This window comes from Massilia sp. CFBP9012 (genome assembly GCF_034045115.1).
Taxonomy (GTDB): domain Bacteria; phylum Pseudomonadota; class Gammaproteobacteria; order Burkholderiales; family Burkholderiaceae_D; genus Telluria.
This window is the reverse complement of sequence record NZ_JAXCWM010000006.1, coordinates 1-22,093: the sequence shown is the minus strand read 5'-3', so window position 1 is coordinate 22,093 and position 22,093 is coordinate 1. Positions and strand designations below refer to the sequence as shown.

21 protein-coding genes are annotated in these 22,093 nt (G+C 67.0%); 10 read left to right on the top strand and 11 right to left on the bottom strand.

The window, feature by feature from the left end; genetic code table 11:
* Window position 1: 1 nt before the first annotated feature.
* Window positions 2-625 (bottom strand): PEP-CTERM sorting domain-containing protein, encoded by a 624-nt coding sequence (locus SOM61_RS11070; protein WP_320474143.1) that lies wholly within the window; start codon window positions 623-625, stop codon window positions 2-4.
* A 224-nt stretch (window positions 626-849) separates the two neighbouring features.
* Between SOM61_RS11070 and SOM61_RS11065 the strand changes: the two genes are divergently transcribed.
* Together SOM61_RS11065 and SOM61_RS11060 are read left to right on the top strand one after the other, a co-directional pair.
* Window positions 850-2,049: an NnrS family protein gene (locus SOM61_RS11065; RefSeq protein WP_320474142.1), complete on the top strand. Its 1,200-nt coding sequence runs from the start codon at window positions 850-852 to the stop codon at window positions 2,047-2,049.
* Between the two features lie 5 nt (window positions 2,050-2,054).
* Window positions 2,055-2,444, top strand: a complete 390-nt coding sequence (locus SOM61_RS11060; RefSeq protein WP_320474141.1) for a group III truncated hemoglobin — start codon at window positions 2,055-2,057, stop codon at window positions 2,442-2,444.
* Window positions 2,445-2,457: 13 nt separating this feature from the next.
* Here SOM61_RS11060 and SOM61_RS11055 read toward each other — a convergent pair whose 3' ends face one another.
* Entirely contained in the window at window positions 2,458-2,754 is a 297-nt protein-coding gene (locus tag SOM61_RS11055; RefSeq protein ID WP_320474140.1) for a putative quinol monooxygenase, read from the bottom strand.
* A 183-nt stretch (window positions 2,755-2,937) separates the two neighbouring features.
* On the opposite strand from SOM61_RS11055, the gene SOM61_RS11050 reads away from it, so the two are divergent.
* Window positions 2,938-3,405, top strand: coding sequence for a hypothetical protein (locus SOM61_RS11050; protein ID WP_320474139.1), 468 nt, complete (start codon window positions 2,938-2,940; stop codon window positions 3,403-3,405).
* Window position 3,406: 1 nt separating this feature from the next.
* Here SOM61_RS11050 and SOM61_RS11045 read toward each other — a convergent pair whose 3' ends face one another.
* Entirely contained in the window at window positions 3,407-3,904 is a 498-nt protein-coding gene (locus SOM61_RS11045) for a GNAT family N-acetyltransferase (protein ID WP_320474138.1), read from the bottom strand.
* Between the two features lie 222 nt (window positions 3,905-4,126).
* On the opposite strand from SOM61_RS11045, the gene purU reads away from it, so the two are divergent.
* From purU to SOM61_RS11010, 7 genes are all read left to right on the top strand, one after another.
* Complete coding sequence (gene purU, locus SOM61_RS11040) at window positions 4,127-5,017, top strand: formyltetrahydrofolate deformylase (protein ID WP_320474137.1); 891 nt, start codon at window positions 4,127-4,129, stop codon at window positions 5,015-5,017.
* 97 nt (window positions 5,018-5,114) lie between these two features.
* A complete protein-coding gene (locus SOM61_RS11035) occupies window positions 5,115-5,642 on the top strand; it encodes a (2Fe-2S)-binding protein (RefSeq protein WP_320474136.1) in 528 nt (175 codons plus the stop codon).
* Entirely contained in the window at window positions 5,639-6,673 is a 1,035-nt protein-coding gene (locus SOM61_RS11030) for an FAD binding domain-containing protein (RefSeq protein WP_320474135.1), read from the top strand. Before SOM61_RS11035 ends, SOM61_RS11030 begins: the two co-directional genes overlap by 4 nt.
* Window positions 6,670-8,982, top strand: a complete 2,313-nt coding sequence (locus SOM61_RS11025; RefSeq protein WP_320474134.1) for a xanthine dehydrogenase family protein molybdopterin-binding subunit — start codon at window positions 6,670-6,672, stop codon at window positions 8,980-8,982. The genes SOM61_RS11030 and SOM61_RS11025 overlap by 4 nt, the downstream gene beginning before the upstream one ends.
* Window positions 8,983-9,241: 259 nt before the next feature.
* Window positions 9,242-10,216 carry a tripartite tricarboxylate transporter substrate binding protein BugD gene (locus SOM61_RS11020; protein ID WP_147935505.1) on the top strand — a complete coding sequence of 325 codons (975 nt, stop codon included), beginning with the start codon at window positions 9,242-9,244 and terminating at the stop codon, window positions 10,214-10,216.
* 205 nt (window positions 10,217-10,421) lie between these two features.
* Complete coding sequence (locus SOM61_RS11015) at window positions 10,422-10,886, top strand: tripartite tricarboxylate transporter TctB family protein (RefSeq protein ID WP_123071110.1); 465 nt, start codon at window positions 10,422-10,424, stop codon at window positions 10,884-10,886.
* A 6-nt stretch (window positions 10,887-10,892) separates the two neighbouring features.
* The gene (locus SOM61_RS11010; protein ID WP_147935506.1) at window positions 10,893-12,395 is read left to right on the top strand and encodes a tripartite tricarboxylate transporter permease; all 1,503 of its coding nucleotides are present in this window, start codon (window positions 10,893-10,895) and stop codon (window positions 12,393-12,395) included.
* A gap of 59 nt (window positions 12,396-12,454) precedes the next feature.
* Here the strand turns inward: SOM61_RS11010 and SOM61_RS11005 are convergent, their stop codons facing one another.
* The 8 genes from SOM61_RS11005 to SOM61_RS10970 form a co-directional block, all read right to left on the bottom strand.
* The gene (locus SOM61_RS11005; RefSeq protein ID WP_320474133.1) at window positions 12,455-13,579 is read right to left on the bottom strand and encodes an MFS transporter; all 1,125 of its coding nucleotides are present in this window, start codon (window positions 13,577-13,579) and stop codon (window positions 12,455-12,457) included.
* Window positions 13,576-14,103 (bottom strand): TetR/AcrR family transcriptional regulator, encoded by a 528-nt coding sequence (locus tag SOM61_RS11000; protein WP_320474132.1) that lies wholly within the window; start codon window positions 14,101-14,103, stop codon window positions 13,576-13,578. Before SOM61_RS11000 ends, SOM61_RS11005 begins: the two co-directional genes overlap by 4 nt.
* 48 nt (window positions 14,104-14,151) lie before the next feature.
* Window positions 14,152-15,609: an MFS transporter gene (locus SOM61_RS10995; RefSeq protein WP_320474131.1), complete on the bottom strand. Its 1,458-nt coding sequence runs from the start codon at window positions 15,607-15,609 to the stop codon at window positions 14,152-14,154.
* A 15-nt stretch (window positions 15,610-15,624) separates the two neighbouring features.
* Window positions 15,625-16,797 carry an HlyD family secretion protein gene (locus SOM61_RS10990; RefSeq protein ID WP_320474130.1) on the bottom strand — a complete coding sequence of 391 codons (1,173 nt, stop codon included), beginning with the start codon at window positions 16,795-16,797 and terminating at the stop codon, window positions 15,625-15,627.
* Between the two features lie 17 nt (window positions 16,798-16,814).
* On the bottom strand, window positions 16,815-18,281 hold the full coding sequence (locus SOM61_RS10985; RefSeq protein ID WP_320474129.1) for an efflux transporter outer membrane subunit: 1,467 nt from the start codon (window positions 18,279-18,281) through the stop codon (window positions 16,815-16,817).
* Between the two features lie 81 nt (window positions 18,282-18,362).
* Window positions 18,363-19,304 (bottom strand): LysR family transcriptional regulator, encoded by a 942-nt coding sequence (locus SOM61_RS10980; protein WP_320474128.1) that lies wholly within the window; start codon window positions 19,302-19,304, stop codon window positions 18,363-18,365.
* A gap of 43 nt (window positions 19,305-19,347) precedes the next feature.
* A complete protein-coding gene (locus SOM61_RS10975; protein WP_123070530.1) occupies window positions 19,348-20,307 on the bottom strand; it encodes a chemotaxis protein in 960 nt (319 codons plus the stop codon).
* Window positions 20,308-20,442: 135 nt separating this feature from the next.
* Window positions 20,443-21,852 carry a GntP family permease gene (locus SOM61_RS10970; RefSeq protein WP_320474127.1) on the bottom strand — a complete coding sequence of 470 codons (1,410 nt, stop codon included), beginning with the start codon at window positions 21,850-21,852 and terminating at the stop codon, window positions 20,443-20,445.
* Window positions 21,853-22,093: the final 241 nt, after the last annotated feature.

The window sequence follows — 22,093 nt, the reverse complement described above, 5'->3', positions numbered from 1 at the left end:
GTCAGCGCCCCAGGCGCCGGCGCAGGGAAAGCCAGGCTGCGGCCAGGCCGAGGCCGGTGAGCAGCACGCTGGACGGCTCGGGCACTTCGCCCTTCTTCGGTTCGCCGACCAGCAGGCCGGACGAGCCCGAGCAGGCCGGCCTGTCGTAGGCGCAGCCGAAGGGCTCGTCGCTGTGCGCGTCCAGCACCGTGAACAGGCTGCCCGCGCTGCCCAGCGTGAAGTGCGAATTGCCATCGGTGGCGAAGATGTCGCCGCTGAGCAGACCGCCGGGCAGGAAGGTCACGTCCAGCTTGATCTTGTCATAGTAGTGCTGCGGCAGCTGGCGGTAGCCGTAGTCGATGTAGTTGTGCCGGTAATCGCCCGAGAACGGCTCTTCGTACCAGTAGCGCAGCGACAGCAGGCTGTCCTGGGGATTCAGGCACGGTCCGTCCAGGTCGCACATATTCGTGAAGTCGAGGTAGAGGCTGCCCTGCGCAACCGCCGCATCGGAGAACACCAGTTCCAGGTTCAGGCCGGGCGGCATCGAATCGGAGGCCTCGACCTGCTGCCAGGAATACGTCACGGCGGCCTGCGCCGGCTGGGCCAGCAGCGCGGCCACGAACAACAACGGGGTAATACGAAACATCGACACGCTCCTCATGGTTACTCACCATGGATGAGCAAGAACCGGGCCTATGAACCTGGCGGCGGCAACTCATTGATTTATCGAAATATTTTTCGAGCACTGTAAATACACTGGCGCCGAGTGTTAAATTTCTCGACAACTCATCCATTCGGACTAGGTCGAAAGGATGTCCCGCCGGGCCTTTTTTTGATGTATCGTGAATGCATCTTAACCAGGAGGTCCGCATGCGCGCCAACCCTGCCACCGATCTGCCTCGCAACTCCCAACCCGGCCTGGCATCCGGCGATGCCCCACTGTGGCGGCTGGGCTTTCGCCCCTTCTACCTGCTGGCCGCCGCCTTCGCCGCCGCGGCGGTGCCGGCCTGGCTGCTGGCCTATCTGGGCCTGCTGCCCCAGGGACCCGTGGACCTGCTCTGGCATGTGCACGAGATGGTGTTCGGGTTCGCGGTCGCGGTGGTCGCCGGCTTTCTGTTGACCGCGGTGCAGAACTGGACCGGCCTGCCGACACCGCGCGGCCGCAGCCTGCAGGCCCTGGTGCTGCTGTGGATCGCGGGGCGCTGCGCCGCCCTCGGCGCGCCGCCGCTCCTGTATGCGGTGGTCGACGTGGCCTTCCTGTTCGCCGTGGCGGGCGTCATCCTGCGCCTGCTGCTGCGCGCCGACAACCGCCGCAACCTGCCGATCTGCCTCGTGATCGCCCTGCTGGGGGTGTGCAACCTGGTCTTCCACCTGGCGATGCACGGCGTGCTCGCGGTCTCGCCGCTGACGCCCGTGCACGGCGCGATCCTGCTGCTGGTGCTGCTGGTGGCCGTGATCGGCGGGCGGGTCGGCCCCATGTTCACCCGCAATGGCGCACCCGGCAGCCGCGCGCGCAGCCTGCCGCGGCTCGACCTGGCCAGCATCGTCTCGATCGCCGTGCTGGCCCTGTGCTGGCTGGCCGCGGCCCCCGGCTGGATGCTTCTGGCGGCGGGCGTCATTGCGGCGGTGCTGAACGGCGTGCGCTTCCTCCTGTGGGATCCCCTGTCGACGCTGCGCACGCCGCTCCTGTGGTCGTTCCACCTGTCGTATGCGATGCTGGTGGCGGGCCTCATGGCCCTGGGCCTGGCTGGCGTCGGCGTGGTCTCGGGCAGCGCCGCCCTGCACCTGCTGGCGGCCGGCGCCATGACGGGCATGATCGGCGCCATGATCACCCGCACCGCGCGTGGCCATACCGGCCGCACCCTGCAGGCGGAGCGTCCCGAGGTGGCGATGTTCGCGCTGCTGCCGCTGGCGGTCGCCGCGCGGCTGGCCGCCAACCTGTTCGATGGTCCGGCGCGCGGCCACACGCTGGCCCTGTCGGCGGCATTGTGGTCGCTGGCCTTCGTCATCTACCTGCTGCGCTATGGGCCCTGGCTCGCCAGTCCGCGGCTCGACGGCAAACCAGGATAAAGGCGGTGAGCCCACGCGACGCCTTCCCCCTGCCCCTGGATCGCCCGGCCCTGACTGTGCTGGTCGACGTCTTCTACGACCAGGTCAGGCGCGATCCGTTGCTTGGTCCCGTGTTCGCTGGCGCGATCGCGGACGGCGAATGGGACCACCACAAGGAGCGCATGGTGTCGTTCTGGAGTACCGCGATGCTCAAGGCGCGCGAATTTCGGGGCAACGTCTTCGGCAAGCACCAGGCCATGCCCCAGCTCACGCCGGCGCACTTCGCGCGCTGGCTGGCCCTGTTCGAAGAGACGGCCGGCGCGCTGTTCGCGGCCGCCGACGCCGACGCCCTGGTCGACGCGGCGCGCGGCATGGCGCGTGGCCTGCAGATCGGCTTGTTCGGCCGGGCCGCCTGAAGCAGGCCTGGGCTCAGCCGGCGGGAGTATATTTGCGCACGGCCACCGGACGGTCGACCAGCGCCGGCAGGTCGGCCACCAGGGCCGCCATGTGCGCGCTGACGTCGTGCAGCGCCACCGCCTCGGCATCGCGCCAGTATTCCACCATGATGAATTCGCGCGGGTCTTCGTTCGAACGCTGCAGCTCGTACAGGATGCAGCCGGCTTCCTTGCGGCTTTCTATCGCCATCTCGTGCATGCGCGCCGCGAGCGCGGCTTCCTGGCCTGCCTTGGCATACAGGGTGGCGATGATGGTCACTTGTGGGTTCATGGTCTTCCTTCGTGTTGGAGGCGCCACGGTCCGAAAGTGCCTGGCGCCGCCCGGCAGTATAGGACGTCCCGCAGCGGTCTGCCGGCCGCCCCCCGATTTCCACTCCGGCATCGGCATCCCCTATAATCGAAGCCGCTCCCGGCCCCGTCCGGGGGCGAGCTTCCACCACTACCTAGGATTCCGATGAAAGCCCTGCCTCTTGCCATACTGCTCCTCGCCTCCGGCTCCGCGCTCGCCAACGATGCTGCGCTCCTGAAATGCCGCGCCGTGACCGACGTCGCGGCGCGCGTGGCTTGCTATGACGCGATTCCCCTTGGCGCGGCAAGTCCTGCGGCAGCGGCGCCAGGCGCGCCGAGGGCGGCGGCGCCGGTGGCCACCGCCGAGGAAAACTTCGGCATGGAAGCGGTAAAGCAGCGCGAGACGCAGCCCAAGTCGATGCAGAGCACCATCGTGGGCAACTTCGAGGGCTGGGGCCCGGGCTCGCGGATCCGCCTGGCCAACGGCCAGGTGTGGCGCGTCGTCGACGGCAGCGACGCGGTCCTGGCGCCGGCCAAGGACGTCAAGGTCAGCATCGAACGCAATATGTTCGGCACCATCTTCATGCGCGTGGACGGCACCAACGCCTCGGCCAAGGTGCGCCGCGTCGAGTGAATCAATCCAGCGGGCGCGCCATATAGACCGCGCCCGCCGGATAGGTGAGCAGGCCCGCATCGCCCGTCATCCGCGCCACGAAACCGAAGCCGGTCCAGAAGCGCGTGCTGTCCTGCACCGAGACCAGCGCGGCATGGGACAAACCCCGGCCGCGGCCGAGATCCAGCAAATATTCCACCAGCGCGCGCGCAAGGCCCCGCCCGAGCGCGCGCGGGTCGACCGCGAGGTCGTGCAGGTACAGGGTATCGGCATCTGGCGCAAGCTCGAACGGCGCCCCCAGGTCGGTGACCAACCCAAGGCGCGAGGGATAGGCGAACAGGTAGCCGCACACGCCGTCGGCATCGCAGGCGGCCAGGCAGGTGGCGGCGGCAGCATCCAGCCGGGCCTTGACCACCGCGGCCGGCTCCTGCATCGGCGGCGGATAACAGGCCGCCTGCACGCGCAGGACAGCATCGAGATCGGCGGGCTGCATCGGACGGATGGTCATTGGCGACGACATGGCTGTTCAGGAAAAAGCGCGCATGGTAGCACGCGAGATGCACACGCTTGACGGCGCCCGCCTCATCCCTCATTCTATATATTCTGACAACATCGCAAGATAGCCTTCCCAGCGCCGCCGACCGGGCGGCGCCGGATACCAGAGCTGCCGCCGGCCCACCTGGCCGGTGTCGCGTGACGGACGGGCACATTGTGTTTAGCCCCTAACCGACAGGAATCACTCATGAGCAGCATCGCCCCGGCGTCCACCGGCCGCATCGAATACATCCTCAACGCCAGCTGCCCGGCCGGCACCGGCATCGTCGCCGCCGTGGCGACCTTCCTCGCCGAGCGCGACTGCTATATCTGCGCGCTGGAGCAGTTCGACGACGATTCGACCGCGCGCTTCTTCATGCGCGCCGTGTTCCGTCAGCAAGAGAATTCGCCGCCGATCGAGCGCATTCGCGACGAGTTCGGCGACCTCGTGGCCGGCCGCCTCGACATGCAGTGGAAAATGTTCGATCCGCTCGATCCGGTGCGCACCGTGATCATGGTCTCGAAGACCGACCACTGCCTGGACGACCTGCTGTACCGCCGCCGCAATGGCGAGCTGAATATGCAGATCACGGCGGTGGTGTCGAACCACCTCGACCTGCGCCCGATGGTCGAGCGCGAAGGCATCCGCTTCGTGTTCCTGCCGGTCAGCAAGGACAACAAGACGCAGCAAGAGGCGCGCCTGTTCGAGATTTTCGAGGAGACCGGTTCCGAGCTGGTGATCCTGGCGCGCTATATGCAGATCCTGTCGGACGAGCTGGCGCGGCGCCTGGCCGGCAAGTGCATCAATATCCACCACTCCTTCCTGCCCGGCTTCAAGGGCGCCAAGCCCTACCAGCAAGCCTTCGACCGCGGAGTCAAGTTGATCGGCGCGACCGCCCATTACGCCACCCCGGATCTCGACGAAGGCCCGATCATCGAGCAGGTGCTGACCCGGGTCGACCACAACTATCGGGTCGACCAGTTGACCCGTGTCGGCCGTGACAACGAATGCCTGGCGCTGGCGACGGCGGTCAAGTTCCACATCGAGCGCCGCGTCTTTGTCGACGGCAACAAAACGGTGGTATTCCGCGGTCCCTGAGCAAAATTACAACTAAGCTCAGGAATGGGTGCGTCACCTAACCGTGATGCCCCAGCGGCACGGGTAAGGTCATGGCTCTTCATAGAAGGGAATGACCATGGAACTTCACCACCAGTATCCGGTCCGCCTGCGTATCAACGGGCAAGACCGCGAATTCAATGTCGAGTCCTGGGTAACATTGCTTGACCTCTTGCGCGAGCGCGCAGGCATGACCGGCACCAAGAAGGGCTGCGACCAGGGACAATGCGGCGCCTGCACGGTGCTGGTGGACGGCAAGCGCATCAATTCCTGCCTGACCCTGGCAGTCATGCAGGACGGCAAGGAAATCACCACGGTCGAAGGCCTGGCCAAGGGTGAGGACCTGCACCCGCTCCAGCAAGCCTTCATCGAGTGCGACGCCTTCCAGTGCGGCTACTGTACCCCCGGACAGCTGTGTTCGGCCGTGGGCCTGATGAACGAGGGCCAGGCTAAGTCGCGCGACGACGTGCGCGAACTCATGAGCGGCAATATCTGCCGCTGCGGCGCCTATCCGCAGATCGCGGACGCCGTGATCCAGGTGATGGACCTGCGCAAGAACCAAAGTGGCGACAAGCCTGCGTTCACGACCGGGGCGGTGCTCGCATGAATCCATTCATCTTCACCCAATCGAAGGACCTCGACGGTGTGCTGGCGGCATTGAGCGCCGGCGAAGCGCGCCCGATCGCAGGCGGCACCAACCTGCTCGACCTGATGAAGGAAGGCGTGATGCGCCCTTCGCAGCTGGTCGACATCAATGGCCTCGACCTCGATAAGGTCGAGATCGGCGAAGACGGTGGCCTGCTGCTGGGCGCCCTCGCCCGCAACGCCGACACGGCCTACAACCGGCTGGTGCGCGAGCGCTATCCGCTGCTGTCGAGCGCGATCCTGGCCGGCGCCTCGCCCCAGCTGCGCAATATGGCGAGCAATGGCGGCAACCTGATGCAGCGCACCCGCTGCGTCTACTTCTATGACGTCGGCACCGCCTGCAACAAGCGCGAGCCCGGCACCGGCTGCCCGGCCAAGGAAGGCGTCAACCGCCAGCACGCCATCCTGGGCACGAGCGAGACCTGCATCGCCACCCACCCGTCCGATATGTGCGTGGCCCTGCGCGCGCTCGACGCGACCGTGCACGTCCAGTCCAGCAGCGGCAAGCGGCAAATCCCCTTCGCCGACTTCCACCGCCTGCCGGAAGACCGTCCCGAGATCGACAACACCCTGCAGCAGGGCGAACTGATCACCCACATCACCGTCCCGCAGGCCGACCGCTTCATCGCGCACAGCGCCTACATCAAGGTGCGCGACCGCCTGTCTTACGCTTTCGCGTTGGTGTCGGTGGCGGCCGCCCTCGACCTCGATGCCGGCGGCACGATCAAGGCCGCGCGCATCGCGCTGGGCGGCGTCGCCCATAAGCCGTGGAGGATCGAAGCGGCCGAAGACCAGCTGGTGGGCAAGGCGGCCGGCGAACAAGCCTTCGCCGCCGCGGCCGACGCTATCCTGCAGGGTGCGCGCGGCTACGGCCACAACGACTTCAAGCTGACCCTGGCGCACAACGCCATCGTCCAGGCCTTGACCAGCGCCGCCCGCGGCACCGATATCGCCAGCGGAAGCGGCCGCAATCCAGAGGGAGACCGAGCATGACCGACCTGATTCCAGAATTGCGCGCCCCGAGCGCGCCGGCCGGCACCGGCCGCGTCAAGAGCGGCATGTCCGTCTCGCGCGTCGACGGCCGCGCCAAGGTCACCGGCCAGGCCCAGTACGCGGCCGAAGTATTCGCCCCCGACCTGTGCTACGGCGTGGTCGTCAGCGGCACCGTGGCCAAGGGCCGCATCACCCGCATCGACACCGTCGACGCCCTCACCGCGCACGGCGTGATCTCGGTGATGACCCACGAGAACCGCCCCAAGATGCGCTCCTTCGACATCGCCTGGAAGGACATGACCGCGCCCGCCGGCTCGCCTTTCCGCCCGCTGTTCTCGGACCAGATCTTCTACAGCGGCCAGCCGGTCGCGCTGGTGATCGCAGACACCTTCGAGGCGGCGCGCCACGCGGCCCAACTGGTGCGCGTGCACTACGACGTCGAGGAGCACGAGACCCGCCACCTGGAACGCCTCGACGAAGCCTACGAACCCAAGAAGATGAAGGCCGGCTTCACGCCGCCCAGCTCCACCGGCGATGGAGAAAAAGCCTTCGCCAGTGCCCCGGTCAAGGTCGACTCGCAGTACTACAACGGCGTTGAGCACCATAACCCGATGGAGATGTTCGCCTCGACCGTGATCTACGGAGAAGACGGCCACCTGACCATCTACGACAAGACGCAAAGCTCGCAGAACAGCCGCTGGTACGTCTCGCACGGCTTCGGCATCTCGAAGGACAAGGTCACGGTGCGCAATCCCTACGTGGGCGGCGCCTTCGGTTCCGGCCTGCGTCCGCAATACCAGCTGCCGCTGGCCGTGATGGGCGCGCTGCAGCTGAAGCGCTCGGTGCGCGTGGTGCTCACCCGCCAGCAGATGTTCAGTTTCGGCCACCGTCCCGAGACCTGGCACCGCGTCCGCCTCGGCGCCGACCAGGACGGCACGCTCAAGGCGATCTGGCACGAGGCGATCCAGGAAACCTCGCGCCTCGAGGATTATGTGGAAGTGATCGTCAACTGGTCCGGACAGTTATACGCGTGCCCCGACGTCAAGCTGGGCTACCAGGTGGTAGCGCATGACCGCTTCACGCCACTGGACATGCGCGCGCCCGGCGCCGCCCACGGCGTGCATGCGCTCGAAGTGGCGATGGACGAGCTGGCCTATGAACTCAAGATGGACCCGCTGGCCCTGCGCCTGAAGAACTACACCGACGTCGCCCCGATCGAGGACAAGCCCTACTCGACCAAGGAACTGCGCGAATGCTACCGCCAGGGCGCCGAGCGCTTCGGCTGGGACAAGCGTCCGCTCGAGCCGCGCGCGATGCGTGACGGCGAAGAGCTGGTCGGCTGGGGCATGGCGACCGGGATCTGGGATGCGCTGGTCATGGTGGCGCGCGTGAGCGCCGTGATGCATGCCGACGGCCGCCTGGTGGTCAGCAGCGCGGCGACCGACATCGGCACCGGGACCTACACCGCGATGTCGATCGTGGCCGCCGAGCAGATGGGTCTCCCGATGGAGAAGGTGACCTTCCAGCTGGGCGACTCGACCTTGCCGATGGCGCCGATCGAGGGCGGTTCATCGCATATGGCGACCGTGGGCTCGGGCGTGCACGGCGCCTGCGAGAAGCTCAAGAAGACGCTGCTCAAGATGGCGACCGGTATCAAGGATTCCCCCATCGATGGCGCCCGCATGCGCGACGTCGAGTTCGGCGACGGCGCCATCTTCCTCAAGAAAGATCCGGCGCGGCGCGTCGAGATCGCCAGCGTGCTGCGTGAGGAGGGCAAGGACAGCGTCGAGGAGAAATTCTTCATGACGCCGCAGATGCTCAAGCAGCGCAAGTACGCGCGCGCGGTGCACTCGGCCGTGTTCTGCGAAGTGCGCGTCAACGAAAAGCTGGGCATGGTGCGCGTGACCCGCGTGGTGAGCGCGATCGCGGCCGGGCGCATCATCAGCGCCAAGACGGCTGCCAGCCAGATCAGCGGCGGCGTGGTGTGGGGGATCAGCCAGGCCCTGCATGAAGAAACCCATACCGATGAAAAGTACGGGCGCTTCATGAATCACAATTTCGCCGAATACCACGTGGCGGTGAACGCCGACATCCACGACATCGACGTGATCTTCGTGGAAGAGGACGACCGCATCGTGAGCAAGCAGCTCGGCGCCAAGGGCGTAGGCGAGATCGGGATCGTGGGCGTGGCGGCGGCAGTGTCGAACGCCATCTTCCACGCAACCGGCAAGCGCCTGCGCACCACGCCGATGACCCCGGCCAAGCTGCTGATGGGCGATCGCGAACTGCCGGTGCCGGCGCCGGTGTAAGCCGGTTCAGCTGGCGATATCCAGACGCCGACGGCTACCGCCATCGGCGTCCTCATTTTCGATTTTTCGGCTTCGGCTGTACAGTTTTTTTCGAACCTCGTCACACTCGTGCGACATACGTATTTCCACGTAGTTGCATATCAATATGTTTACTGGTACAACCCTAGCTGCGTAAGACAACGCTAGAGCGCAGCGATGCACCAGAAAGGTGCGGGCCGCCGACCCCATACCAAGAACGAGATTGACGAGGACGACAAACATGAAGCTCAAGATGCTGTGCGCTGTCGCGTGCCTGGCTGCCTTCGGCAGCGGCCTGGCCCAGGCCCAGAACTACCCCACCAAGACCATCACCATGATCGTGCCGTTCGCGGCCGGCGGCCCGACCGATACGGTCGCGCGCCTCGTGGCGCAGTCGATGGGCACCACCCTCAAGCAGCAGATCATCATCGAGAACGTCGGCGGCGCCGGCGGCACGATCGGTGCGGCGCGCGCGGCCAAGGCTTCGCCCGACGGCTACACCCTGTTCCTGCACCACATCGGCCAGTCGACCGCCCCTGCCCTGTACCGCAAGCTGCCGTACAACGCGATCGACAGCTTCGAGCCGATCGGCCTGATCACCGACGTGCCGATGACCGTGGTCGCCCGCGGCAACTTCCCGGCCAAGGACATGAAAGAGCTGATCACCTACGTCAAGGCCAACAAGGACAAGGTCACCTACGCCCACGCCGGCCTGGGTTCGGCTTCGCACCTGTGCGGCATGCTGCTGCAGACCGCGATGGGCGTCGAGCTGACCACCGTGCCCTACAAAGGCACCGGTCCGGCGATGAACGACCTGCTGGGTGGCCAGGTGGACTTCATGTGCGACCAGACCACCAATACCACCAGTCAGATCAAGAGCGGCAAGATCAAGGCCTATGGCGTGACCACCAAGACCGTCGTGCCGTCGCTGCCGAACCTGCCGACCCTGGCCTCGGGCGCGCTGCCTGGCTTCGAAGTGGGCGTCTGGCACGGCCTGTACGCGCCGAAGGGCACGCCGAAGCCGGTCGTGGACGCGCTGGCCAACGCCCTGCGCGCCTCGCTGCGCGATCCGAACGTGGTCAAGCGCTTCAACGACCTGGGCACCGAGCCGGTGCCGACCAACCAGGCGACGCCGGAAGCCCTGCGCACCCACCTCAAGCAGCAGATCGACCTGTGGGGTCCTATCATCAAGAAAGCCGGCGCTTTCGCCGACTGAGCATGAGCATCTGATATTACGCACCGTCCCGGCCCTGCCGGGACGGTGCGTGTCGTTGCATCTGTCATACCTGTCGTACCTGTCGTACCTGTCGTACCCGTTGTACCCGTTGTACCCGTCGTACCTGCCGCACCGTAGCTGAAACACATTTCGAACCACTGCATCTGTAACACCGCATTTGCACCACAAAAAAGGGGACCACCACGTGCCAGCATTCATACGCCACCCAAAGGATTTTTGGAGTGGCATCGTCTTTCTCTTATTCGGCCTCTCCGCCATAGTCATCGGCCAGGACTATGAAATGGGCACGGCCGGCCGCATGGGTCCGGCCTACTTCCCGTCCGTGCTCGGCGGCCTGCTGTCGCTGGTCGGCGCTGCGTCGCTGATCCGCTCGTTCTTCCGCGAAGGCGAACCGATCGGCCGCCTGTACTGGCGCGAGCTGGCCCTGGTGCTGGTCGCCGTGCTGCTGTTCGGCTTCCTGGTGCGCGACGCCGGCCTGATTCCCGCAACCCTGGTGCTGATCATGATCAGCTCCTACGCCGGCCAGAAATTCAACCTGGCCAAGGCGATCGCACTCGCGATCGGCGCGGCGCTGTTTGCGGTGGGCCTGTTCGTCAAGCTGCTTGGCTTGCCGATGCCCATGTTCGGTCCCTGGTTCGGTGGAGCATAATTAAAAATGGAACTCTTCAGCAATCTCGCACTCGGCCTGGAAACGGCCTTCACGCTCCAGAACCTGTTCTACTGCCTGGTGGGCGTGTTCGTCGGCACCGCCGTCGGCGTGCTGCCGGGCTTGGGCCCGGTCGCCACCATCGCCATGCTGCTGCCGGCCACCTTCGGCCTGCCGCCGGAATCGGCCCTCATCATGCTGGCCGGTATCTACTACGGCGCACAATATGGCGGCTCCACCACCGCTATCCTGGTCAACCTGCCGGGTGAATCGTCTTCGGTGGTGACTGCCCTTGACGGCTACCAGATGGCGCGCAACGGCCAGGCCGGCAAGGCCCTGGCCACCGCCGCCATCGGCTCGTTCTTTGCCGGCACCATCGCCACCGTGCTGCTGGCCGTGGCGGCGCCGCCGCTGGCCGATATGGCGCTCGAATTCGGCCCGGCCGAGTACTTCTCGCTGATGGTGCTCGGCCTGGTCGCTTCGGTGGTCCTGGCCAGCGGTTCGCTGCTCAAGGCGATCGGCATGGTGCTACTGGGCCTGTTGCTGGGCGTAGTTGGCACCGACGTCAACTCGGGTTCGGCGCGCTACACCTTCGACTTGCCCGAGCTGGCCGATGGCATCAACTTCGTGATCGTGGCGATGGGCATGTTCGGTATCGGCGAAATCATCCGCAACCTGGAGCACGACGAAAGCCGCAACCTGGTGATGAAGAAGGTCCAGGGCCTGATGCTCAACAAGGACGATTTCAAGCGTATCTTCTGGCCAGTCATCCGCGGCACCGGCCTCGGCTCGATCCTGGGCATCCTGCCGGGCGGCGGCGCCATGCTGGCCTCGTTTGCCTCGTACTCGCTCGAAAAGAAAGTCTCCAAGAACGCGGCGCAGTTCGGCAAGGGTGCAATCGAAGGCGTTGCGGCGCCTGAAGCGGCGAACAATGCGGGCGCCCAGACCTCGTTCATTCCGATGCTGACCCTGGGCATTCCGTCGAACCCGGTGATGGCGCTGATGATCGGCGCGATGATCATCCAGGGCATCCAGCCAGGTCCGGCCGTGATGACCGAGCAGCCTGGCCTGTTCTGGGGCCTGATCGTCTCGATGTGGATCGGTAACCTGTTCCTGGTGGTGCTGAACCTGCCGATGATCGGCATCTGGGTGCGCATGATCATGGTGCCTTACCAGCTGCTGTATCCAGCGATCCTGCTGTTCTGCGCAATCGGCGTGTTCAGCCTGAACAACAGCACCTTCGACGTCTACCTGATGGCGATCTTCGGCCTCTTGGGCTACCTGTGCGCCAAGCTGGAACTGGAACCGGCCCCGATGCTGCTCGGCTTCATCATCGGACCGATGATGGAAGAGTACCTGCGCCGCGCCCTGCTGCTGTCGCGCGCCGATCCGATGGTGTTCATCGAGCGTCCGATCTCGGGCGTGATGCTGGGCCTGGCCGCGGCGGCGATGATCGTCGTGCTGCTGCCGTCGCTGCGCAAGAAACGCGAAGAGGCGTTCCAGGAAGACTGATCCGACAGCACGCAAGTGCCGCCCAGCGCCGGCCCCGACAGGCCGGCGCTTTTTTTTGCTCAGTCGGCGCGGCGGCGCATCCCGCCGGCGACGAGGGCCAGCGCCGCGAACGACGCCACCGCGACGTTCGCCGATACACGCTCGATGACGAAGCCGAACGCCATCGCGCCCAGGGTCTGGCCCACCGCGAGCGCGAGAAAGGCCACGGTCACGCCGGTCGCCGGCCGCTCGGGGAGCGCCGCGATGCCCCACACCAGATAGACACCGGTCAGCATCAGGTAGGCGGCGCCGAACAGGCCTCCCCCCGTGAACACCAGCCACGGCGGCGCGCCGTCCAGCCCGACGGCGACGACGGCCAACCCCAATGCGACGTGGAATACCAGGTGCACGGTGCGCATCCCGAAGCGGGCGATCAGGGATCCAGCCATGGCCCCCACCACGCCCGCACACCCCATGACGGTCCATAACATGCCGACCTGGCGGCCGCTCCAGTCCAGATTGGCCGCCAGCAGGTCGGCGCCGAAGCTCCAGATCACCGTGCTCGCGGCCCCGCTCAGGCCCGCGGCAGCGGCCAGGCGCTTCAGCTCGGGAGTCAGCGTCGGCAGCAAGGGCGCACGCCCGGCCGGCTGCGCGGCCGCGCCGGCCAGCACCTTCAGCGTGGCCCAGGCCATCAGGATGGCCGCGCCGGCAAAGCCGGCATAGGCCAGCCGCCATTGCGCACCCATCAGCGCCGCGACGGGGCCGGACAGCGCGACGCCGGCGCTGGTGCCGGCATTGATGAAGGTATTGGTCGCGTCCTGGCGGTCCGAAGGCACGATCGAGGTCACGGCGGCCGCCAGCGCCGGCGAAGCGAGCCCGGTGCTCGAGCCGGCCAGGATGACGAAGACGGCGAGCCAGGCTGGCGACGCACTGCAGGCGATCCCGATCATGCCGATGGCGCCGGCCGCTCCCGCGGCGACGGCCACGCAGCGCGGACCGATCCGCTCGGTCAGCCATGCCGCCAGCACGATCGCCAGGCAAAAGCCGAGGAAGGAGCCGGCCGAGACGATCCCGGCCAGCGTGGACGAGAGCGCGAAATCGTCGGCGATCGACGGCAGGAACAGGCCGAAGGCGAAGCGCGCGAAACCGTAGCAGACCGCGATCAGGCCGAAACCGGTGGCGCCGAGCATGACGGTCCGGTTCATGCCGCGCGCGCCGCTGCAACCACGTCCAGCGCCGCTCCGCGGGCCGCCTCGATCGCGGCCGCCCCCTGCCAGGCACTGGCCGCCACCGCGCCCTCGAACAGCAGCACGATGCGCCCGGCCAGCACGTCGTCTGCGCGCCCAAGGTCGGCCTCGACGATGCGCGCCACGTGCCGGCGCAGCCTGGCCTTGTGGGCCAACACCGCCGCGACGATCGCCGGTTCGGCGCCGCCAGTCTCGCCAAGGATGCGCAGGAACAGGCAGCCGCGCGCGCCTTCGCGGCCGATCCAGCCGGCCAGCGCGGCGAACAGGGACCGCACGTCGAGGCCATCGACCTGTTCGAAGAAGCGACGGTCGCGCACAGCAAGAACATCGACCGCAAGCGCGGCCTTGCTGCCGGCGTGCTTATACAGTGTGCGGCTCGACATCCTGGCCGTGCGGGCCAGGGTGTCCATACTGCTTGCCATATAGCCGTGCTCGTAGAACAGGCGTTCGGCGGTCTCGAGGAGTGCTGGGTACGTATCCATGCACTCAGTGTAAAACGATCGTTTTACCCCCAGGCGCACGATTGAGAATCAATCGAACCTGCGCTGCATGGCCAGCAGCACGGCGCCCACCAGGCCCACCCACATCACGACCCAGAACAGGTCTTGCCCCGCCAGCAGGCCGGCCTGGCGCGCCATCTCGGCGCCGCCATCTAGAAGCGCCGTCGCCTTCTCGGCCAACCTTGTCGAATGCAGCGCGGTGCGTTCCTGCAGCCCCACATTGGTCACGCCCACACCCAGCGCCAGCCCCACCTGGCCCAGCATGTTCTTCAATTGCTGGGCATGCGCGAACACCACATTGTCCGCCTGCAGATCCTTGAACGAGTGGATCGCGGCGGTGGCCATGCCCAGCGTCAGGAAGCCGCCGAACAGGCCAAGCCACAGCATCACCGTGTCCCAGGCATTGGCGCGCGGATCGAGGGTCGCGAAGCGCCAGCCCAGCGCTGCCAGCATCAGGAAGCCGGTCACGAAGAACCGGGTCGGGTGCGGATTGCGCTTGACCAGCTGCAGCATCACCGTGAACACGACGAACGTCGACAGCAGGCCCACGCCCTGCAGGACGCCGGCCTGTTCGAGTCCCATACCCAGGCCCTTCTGTACCGCCTGCGGCAACAGGGTATTGACCATCCCGAGCACCGCGTAGCAGACCGCGAAGATGACCAGGCCCAGGCGGTAGCGCGCACTGGCCAGGATATTCAGGTGCAGGAAGGGTTCGCGGCGGCGCGCCTTGAGCAGGCCGAAGGCCAGCAGCAAGGCCAGGCCCAGCGCCAGGTGGCCGAGCAGCCCGGCGCGCTCGCCGCCGTGCCAGTCGTAAGTCAGGTGCTGTAGAGCAAACAGCGTGATCGCGGCGCCGCCGCCGAGCAGGATCGCATCCGGCACGTGGAGGCGCGTCGGGGTGCCGTCCAGCGTGTCGGCGCCGAGCGGCAGCCAGCGCGCCGCGATGCCGGCGCCGATCGCGGCCAGCGCCGCCAGCAACAGGAACATGCCGCCCCAGGCTTCGTGCCCGACGAACTTCGCCGCGGCCAGTGGGCCGAGCGCCAGGCCGAGCGACAGCGCGCCGCCGAAGGCCGCGATGCCCTGCAGGCGCTGGGGCGACGGCGGAATCAGGTTCACCATCATGCGCGAGGCCGTCATGAATACGCCGCCGCCCATGGCCATCAACAGCCGGCCGCCGGCAAAGGCGGCAACGCTGCCGCTGCCCGCGCACAGCCAGGCGCCGGTCATGTAGAACACCACGCCGCCGAGCAGGTAGTTGCGCCAGCCGAGGCGCTGCACCAGCACCGTCAGCTGCGAGATCGACAGCACCGCTACCGCCGCGTACAGCGCCGAGACGGTCGCGTATTCCTCGGGCGAGGCGCCGACATGGCCCATGATGGCCGGGGCCGCGAACACCGTCATCCCGGTCGAGAGGAACTCGATAAAATTGAAGACGAAGATCGCGGCCAGCAAGGCCGGACGCGGAATGGCTACACTAGTGGGGGCGTTCATCGCCTGCCCTTTCCATCAACGCGACGCCACCGCGCCCGGGTGGCCGAGCGCGCGCCGGATCGCCTCCTCGGCGCCATGCGACTCGGTCTCGAACACGACGGTCTTGTACTGCTGGCGCACGGCGCCGGCCTGCATCAGGCTCGGGCCCTGCTTGGCGCGGGTGTCGATCGCCACCTTCATCGACAGGCCCAGGCGCAGCGGATGGCGCGCCAGGTCGGCCGGGTCGAGCGCGATGCGCACCGGCACCCGCTGCACTACCTTGATCCAGTTGCCGGTCGCGTTCTGCGCCGGGATGGCGGCGAAGGCGCTGCCGGTGCCGGCTTCCTGGCCGACCACGCGGCCATGGAAGACGACATCCTTGCCGTACACGTCGGCGGTCACCGCCACCGGCTGGCCGATGCGCACGTCCTTGAGCTGGGTTTCCTTCAGGTTGGCGGTGACCCACATCTGGTCCAGCGGCACGATCGCCATCAGGGGCGTGCCCTGCGCCACGCGCTGGCCGATCTGGACGTTGCGGCGGGCGACGATGCCGCCCACCGGCGCCGCCAGCGTGGTGCGCGCCAGGCCCAGCGAGGCGTCGCGCAGCTGGGCGATCGCGGCCAGCACGTCAGGATGGTTTTCGACCGTGGTGCCATCGACCATGGCCAGCGCCGAGCCGACCTGCTGGCGCGCGGCCATCAAGGCGGCGCGTGCAGCGGCCACGGCGTCTCGGGCGTGGCGAATGTCCTCGCCCGAGACCGCGCCGGTGTCGGCCAGCTTGCGCCGGCGTTCCAGGTCGCTGGTGGCCTTGCCGAGATCCGCCTCCCGCTGGGCGACCGTCGCGCGCAACTGCTCGACGCCGGCGAATTGCGCCCGCACCTGGCGCGCCGACTTGGCCAGCGCGGCCTCGGCGCGGTCCTGGGCCAGGCGCGCATCGACTTCATTCAGCTGCACCAGCACCTCGCCGGGCCGCACGAAATCGGTGTTGTCGGCCGCGATGCGGGTCACGGTGCCGCCGACCTGCGGCGTCACCTGCACCAGGTTGCCCTCGACGTAGGCGTCTTCGGTGTGCTGGCTGTTCCAGCCGATGCCCAGCACCTCGGGCGAGGACCAGGCGATGCCGGCGGCGGCGGCCAGCACGGAGACGGTCAGGCCGATCGCGATCTTGCGGCGGCCCTGGGGAGCGGTGTTCGTATTCTTGGTGTCCATGGCGTTCTCTCGATTCTTCAATGTGCGACCAGGGCGGGAGCCGCGGCCTGATAGCCGCCACCCAGGGCGCGCACCAGGTTCACGTCCAGCTCGTAGGCGCGGGCGTCCAGGTCGGCCTGGGCGCGGCGCTGGGCCACGACCTGGGTCTCGGCGATCAGCACCTGCACGAAGTTGCCCAGCCCCGCGCGGTAGCGCTGTTCGGCCAGGTCATAGGCCTGCTCGGCGGCGCCCAATGCCTGGTCCTGCTCGCGCACCCGTTCACCCAGCCAGCGCAGCGACGTCAGTTGCGCCGTCACGTCGCGCAGGGCCTCGATCACGGCGCCGTTGTAGTTCTCGACCGCGACGTCGAATTCGGCGTTGCGCGCCGCGAGATTGCTGCGCAGCCGGCCGCCGTCGAGCAGCGGCAGGGTCACCAGCGGGCCGGCCGCGAAGCTGCGGCTGCCGCCCTGCAACAGGCGGTCGAAACCCAGGCTGCCCAGGCCGCCCGACACGCTCAGGTTCACGGTCGGATAGAACTGCGCCCTGGCGACGTCGATCTCTCCGCTGGCCGCTTCGACCTGCCAGCGCAGCGCGACGAGTTCGGGCCGGCGGCCCAGCAGCGCGGCCGGCACGTCGGCCGGCGCCGCCGCCGGACGGTCCAGGCGCAGTTGCGGGCGGGCGATCGCCTCGGCCGCGTCCTGTCCCTGCCCGCCCAGGGCGGCAATCTGGCCGCGGGTCAGCGCAAGCGCCTCGTCCAGCGCAGCGATCTGGCCACGCGCGGCCGGCACGCCGATCTCGGCCTGCTTCAGCTCCGCCTTGCTGTCGAGCTGGGCGGATACGCGCTGCTGCACCAGGTCGAGGATGCTGCTTCTCTGGCGCAGCTCGCGCTCGGCCAGGTCGCGCTGGGCGTAAAGATGGTCCAGTCGCAGGTAGGCCTGCACCACAGCGGTCGACACGGCCAGGCGTGCGGCCTGGGCTTCGGCCTGGCGCGCATTGACGCGGCCGGCGGCGGCGGTCACGCCCGCTGCGTTCTTGCCCCAGAAATCGAGTTCATAATTGAGGTTGACGCTGGCGTCGTTGACCCACTGCCAGCTGCCGGCCAGCGGCTTGGGCACGCTGCCGTTTTCGCTGTAGCGCTGGCGCGCGGAACGGACCGACGCATTGGCCTGCGGCCCCAGGCTCGCTGCGGCCAGGCCTTCGAGGGCCGCCGCCTGGCGCACCCGCGCGAGTGCGCCGGCGATCGTCGGGCTGGCATCGCTTGCGGTCTCCACCAGCCGGTCGAGCTGGGGATCGCCATAGGCGCGCCACCAATCCTGGGCCGGCCAGGCGGCGGTCTCGGTCGCCAACGACCCAATAGCGCGCGATGAATTTGCAGCCGCGTCCTGGTTCAGGCGGGCCAACTGCGGCTGCGCGCCCATCGACACGCAACCACTGAGAACGAGCATTGCAGAAACAAGCGCCAGGCGGGTCGACAACCGGCCTGGCGCGGGAGAAGATTGAAGCATGGTGTGCCTCGGCAAAAATACTGAATAGCCGAAGCATAGTTGCTCTAAGTTATTTAGGCCATGCCATAAGCGGCATGGGGATTATGCAGATTCTGCATAGCCGTGTTCGGCGCCCAGTGTATTGGTGAGTGTCGTGAGCACGAACTCGCGCAGCCAGCGGTTGGCCGGGTCGCGATGGCTGCGCTCATGCCAGTACAGCGCCAGCTGCAGCGGCGGCAGCTCGACCGGCATGGGCGCCAGTACCAGGCCGAGGTCGCGCGCCAACGGTCGCGCCAGGCGCAGCGGGATGGTGGCGATGGCATCCGTATGCAGCGCGATGTGAGCGGCCGAGGTGAAACTCGGCACGTGGCACAGGATGCGCGTGGGTTCCAGCAGCGTTTCGAGCTTGCGGGTCACGGCCACGTTGTGGTGGCTCGTATGCTCCATCTCGATCAGCACGTGGCGGTGGGTCAGCCAGGCCGCGCGGTCGAGTTGCCCGGCCCAGGGATGGTCGCGCCGCATCACGCAGGCGTATTCGTCGTCCCACAGCTTGCGCTGGCGGATGTTGTTGAGCAGGTGAGGAAAGCGGCCGATGGCCAGGTCGATGTGGCCGCGTTCGAGCTGGGCCTCGAGCGAGCCCGGATCGATGTGCACGCTGCGCAGCTGCAGCCCGGCGGCGCCGTTTTCCAGCTTCGCCAGGCCATCGAGCAGTTGCGGCAGGATGTTCACCACTGCGCCGTCGACCATATACAGGCCGAAGGAACGGGTAGCAGTCAGCGGATCGAATGCGGCCGGGCCGCCTTCGAGCTGGCGCGCCGCGTCCAGCACGGCCGCCACCGGGCCGGCCAGCTCAAGGGCGCGCGCGGTGGGCTGCATGCGCTGGCCCGAGCGCACCAAGAGCGGGTCGCCGAAGTGGCGCCGCAGTTTCGCCAGCGCGCGGCTGACGGTGGGCTGGGTCATGCCGAGCAGTTCGGCGGTGCGGGTGAGGCTGCCCTCGCGCAAAAGGCTGTCGAGGATCAGTAATTGGGAAAGGTCGGGGATCACGGCCGCATCATATCATTGCGGCAATGATCCCCTGGGTGCCGGCTCAGCCGCCCAGCACCTTGCGCAGGGTGCGCGACAGGTCTTCGGCCGAGAACTTGGCGACGTAGGCGTCGGCGCGCACGTTCTTGACGTGTTCTTCGTTGGTGCTGCCCGACAGCGAAGAGTGAATCACGACCGGCAGGTTGCCGAAGCGGTTGCTCGACTTGATGTTGCGGGTGAGCGTGAAGCCGTCCATCTCGGGCATCTCGAGGTCGGTCAGCACCATGGCCACGCGGTCGTACACGGTGCGGCCTTCGGCTTCGGCCGCGGCGGCGATCGTGCCCAGCTGGTCCCAGGCTTCCTTGCCGCTCTTGGTCATGATGTAGGGCAGGCCCATCGCGTCCAGGCCCTGCTCGATCAACGCGCGCGCCACCACCGAGTCGTCGGCCGCCAGGATCACGGAACCCGGCTTGATCGAGATCTTGGCGCCCACCGCCTGCTCCATGTTCTCGCGCTCCTGGGTCGGGTTCAGGTTGCGCAGGATGGTCTCGACGTCCAGCACCTGGGCCAGGCGTGCCGGCTGGCCGTCCTGCTCTGGCAGGCGCGCGATGCTGGTCACCATGCCGCTGCCGGCACTGTGCTCGGCGGTCATCACCTGGCTCCAGTCCAGGCGCACGATCTCTTCCACGCTCTCGACGGCGAAGGCCTGGGTGGTGCGCGCGAACTCGGTCACCAGCATGATGTTCAGGCCCGACTTGGGCTTGACGCCGGTGATGCCCGGCAGGTCCAGCACCTGGATGATCTGGCCGCGCAGGTTGACCACGCCCAGCACATGGCGCGGGGCGCCGGCCACCGCGGTGATCTCGGGCATGGCCACGATTTCGCGGATCTTGAAGACGTTAATGCCGAACAGCTCGTTGTGGTTGCCCTGCTCGTCACCGCCCAGGCGGAACAACAGCAATTCGAATTTATTGGTGCCGGTCAGGTTGCTGCGTTCGTCGACTTCTTGTTGTACCGATTTCATGTTCCATCCTGGATTAATAGTGCTGCACGGAAACCATTGCGAAAGTCATTGTAGTCGTGCGGCTCTTTTTTGGGTCAATACGACGCACGAGCCTTGCTGATTTTGCCGGAGCGAGTGCAAAAAAACCACGGATTGTCACACCAGACCGAGGGTGTAGTAGACGCCGATGACAACAAATACCGCCGCCGTCTTGATCAGGGTGACGGCGAAGATGTCGCGGTAGGCTTCGCGGTGGGTCAGGCCGGTGACGGCCAGCAAGGTGATCACGGCGCCATTGTGCGGCAAGGTGTCCATGCCGCCGCTGGCCATCGCCACCACCCGGTGCATCACCTCGAGCGGGATCCCCGCATTCTCGGCGCCGCGGATGAAGACATCGGACATCGCCGCCAGCGCGATGCTCATGCCGCCCGAGGCCGAGCCGGTGATGCCGGCCAGCGAGCTGACCGAAACCGCCGCGTTCACCAGCGGATTCGGGATGCTGCGCAGCGCATCGCTCACCACCAGGAAGCCCGGCAGCGCCGCGATCACGCCGCCAAAGCCGTACTCGGAGGCCGTGTTCATGGCCGCCAGCAGTGCGCCGCCCACCGCCGCCTTGCTGCCGTCGGCAAAGCGCTTGGCCACCCGTCCGAAGGCGGTCGCGATCACGAACAGGATCCCCAGCAGCAGCGCCGCCTGCACGGCCCAGATCGCGGTCACGGTCTTGATCGTCGTCGTTACCGGCGTCGCGATGCCCGGCAGGATCTCGGGCGGCACCGTGTGGCTGTCGCCGCCATACCAGATTGGAATCATGCGGGTGAAGACGAAGTTGGCCACGCCCACCAGCAGCAGCGGCGCCACCGCCAGCAGCGGATGCGGCAAGCCGCCGGCGCCCGTGTCCACGCGTTCCGGTTCGTTCACCAGCGAGGTGCCATAGCCCTCCCCTTTGGCGGCGGCGGTGCGGCGACGCCATTCCAGGTAAGTCAGCCCGACCGCCAGGATGAACAGCGCGCCCACGGTGCCCAGCACCGGCGCGGCCCACGAGGTGGTCTGGAAGAAGGTGGTCGGGATGATGTTCTGGATCTGCGGCGTGCCGGGCAAGGCATCCATCGTGAAAGAGAAGGCGCCCAGCGCGATCGCCCCGGGCAATAGGCGCTTGGGGATGTCGCTTTGGCGATAGAGTTCGGCCGCGAACGGATACACCGCGAACACCACCACGAACAGCGACACGCCGCCATAGGTGAGCAAGGCGCACACGGCGACGATGACGGCATTGGCGCGCGCCGCGCCGATATAGCGGATCGCCGCCGCCACGATGGACTCGGAAAAGCCCGACAGCTCAATCACCTTGCCGAACACCGCGCCGAGCATGAACACCGGGAAGTACAGCTTGACGAAACCGACCATCTTTTCCATGAAGATGCCGGAAAAGACCGGGGCGACCTGCGCCGGGTCGGTGAGCAGCACGGCGCCCAGGGCGGCGACCGGGGCGAACAGGATGACGCTATAGCCGCGGTAGGCGGCGAACATGAGGAAGGCCAGTGCGGCCAGGACAATCAGGAAGGACAAGTCGACTCCATGTGATGGCGTGTAAAGACGTCATCATTATAGGAAGCATATGGTGTCATCTGCCAGCGGTCATTCGGCTTTCAGGTTCGCTTATGCAGCCGGCATCTGAAAGCCCCGTCGTTAGCCCGTCGTTCCCGCGCAGGCGCACTGGTGTCCGGAATAATTTCGGGCGCTTGAATAAGCCCGCTTCATAGGAAAAACCACGTCGTTCCCGCGGAGGCGGGAACCCAAGTGTGCCCGG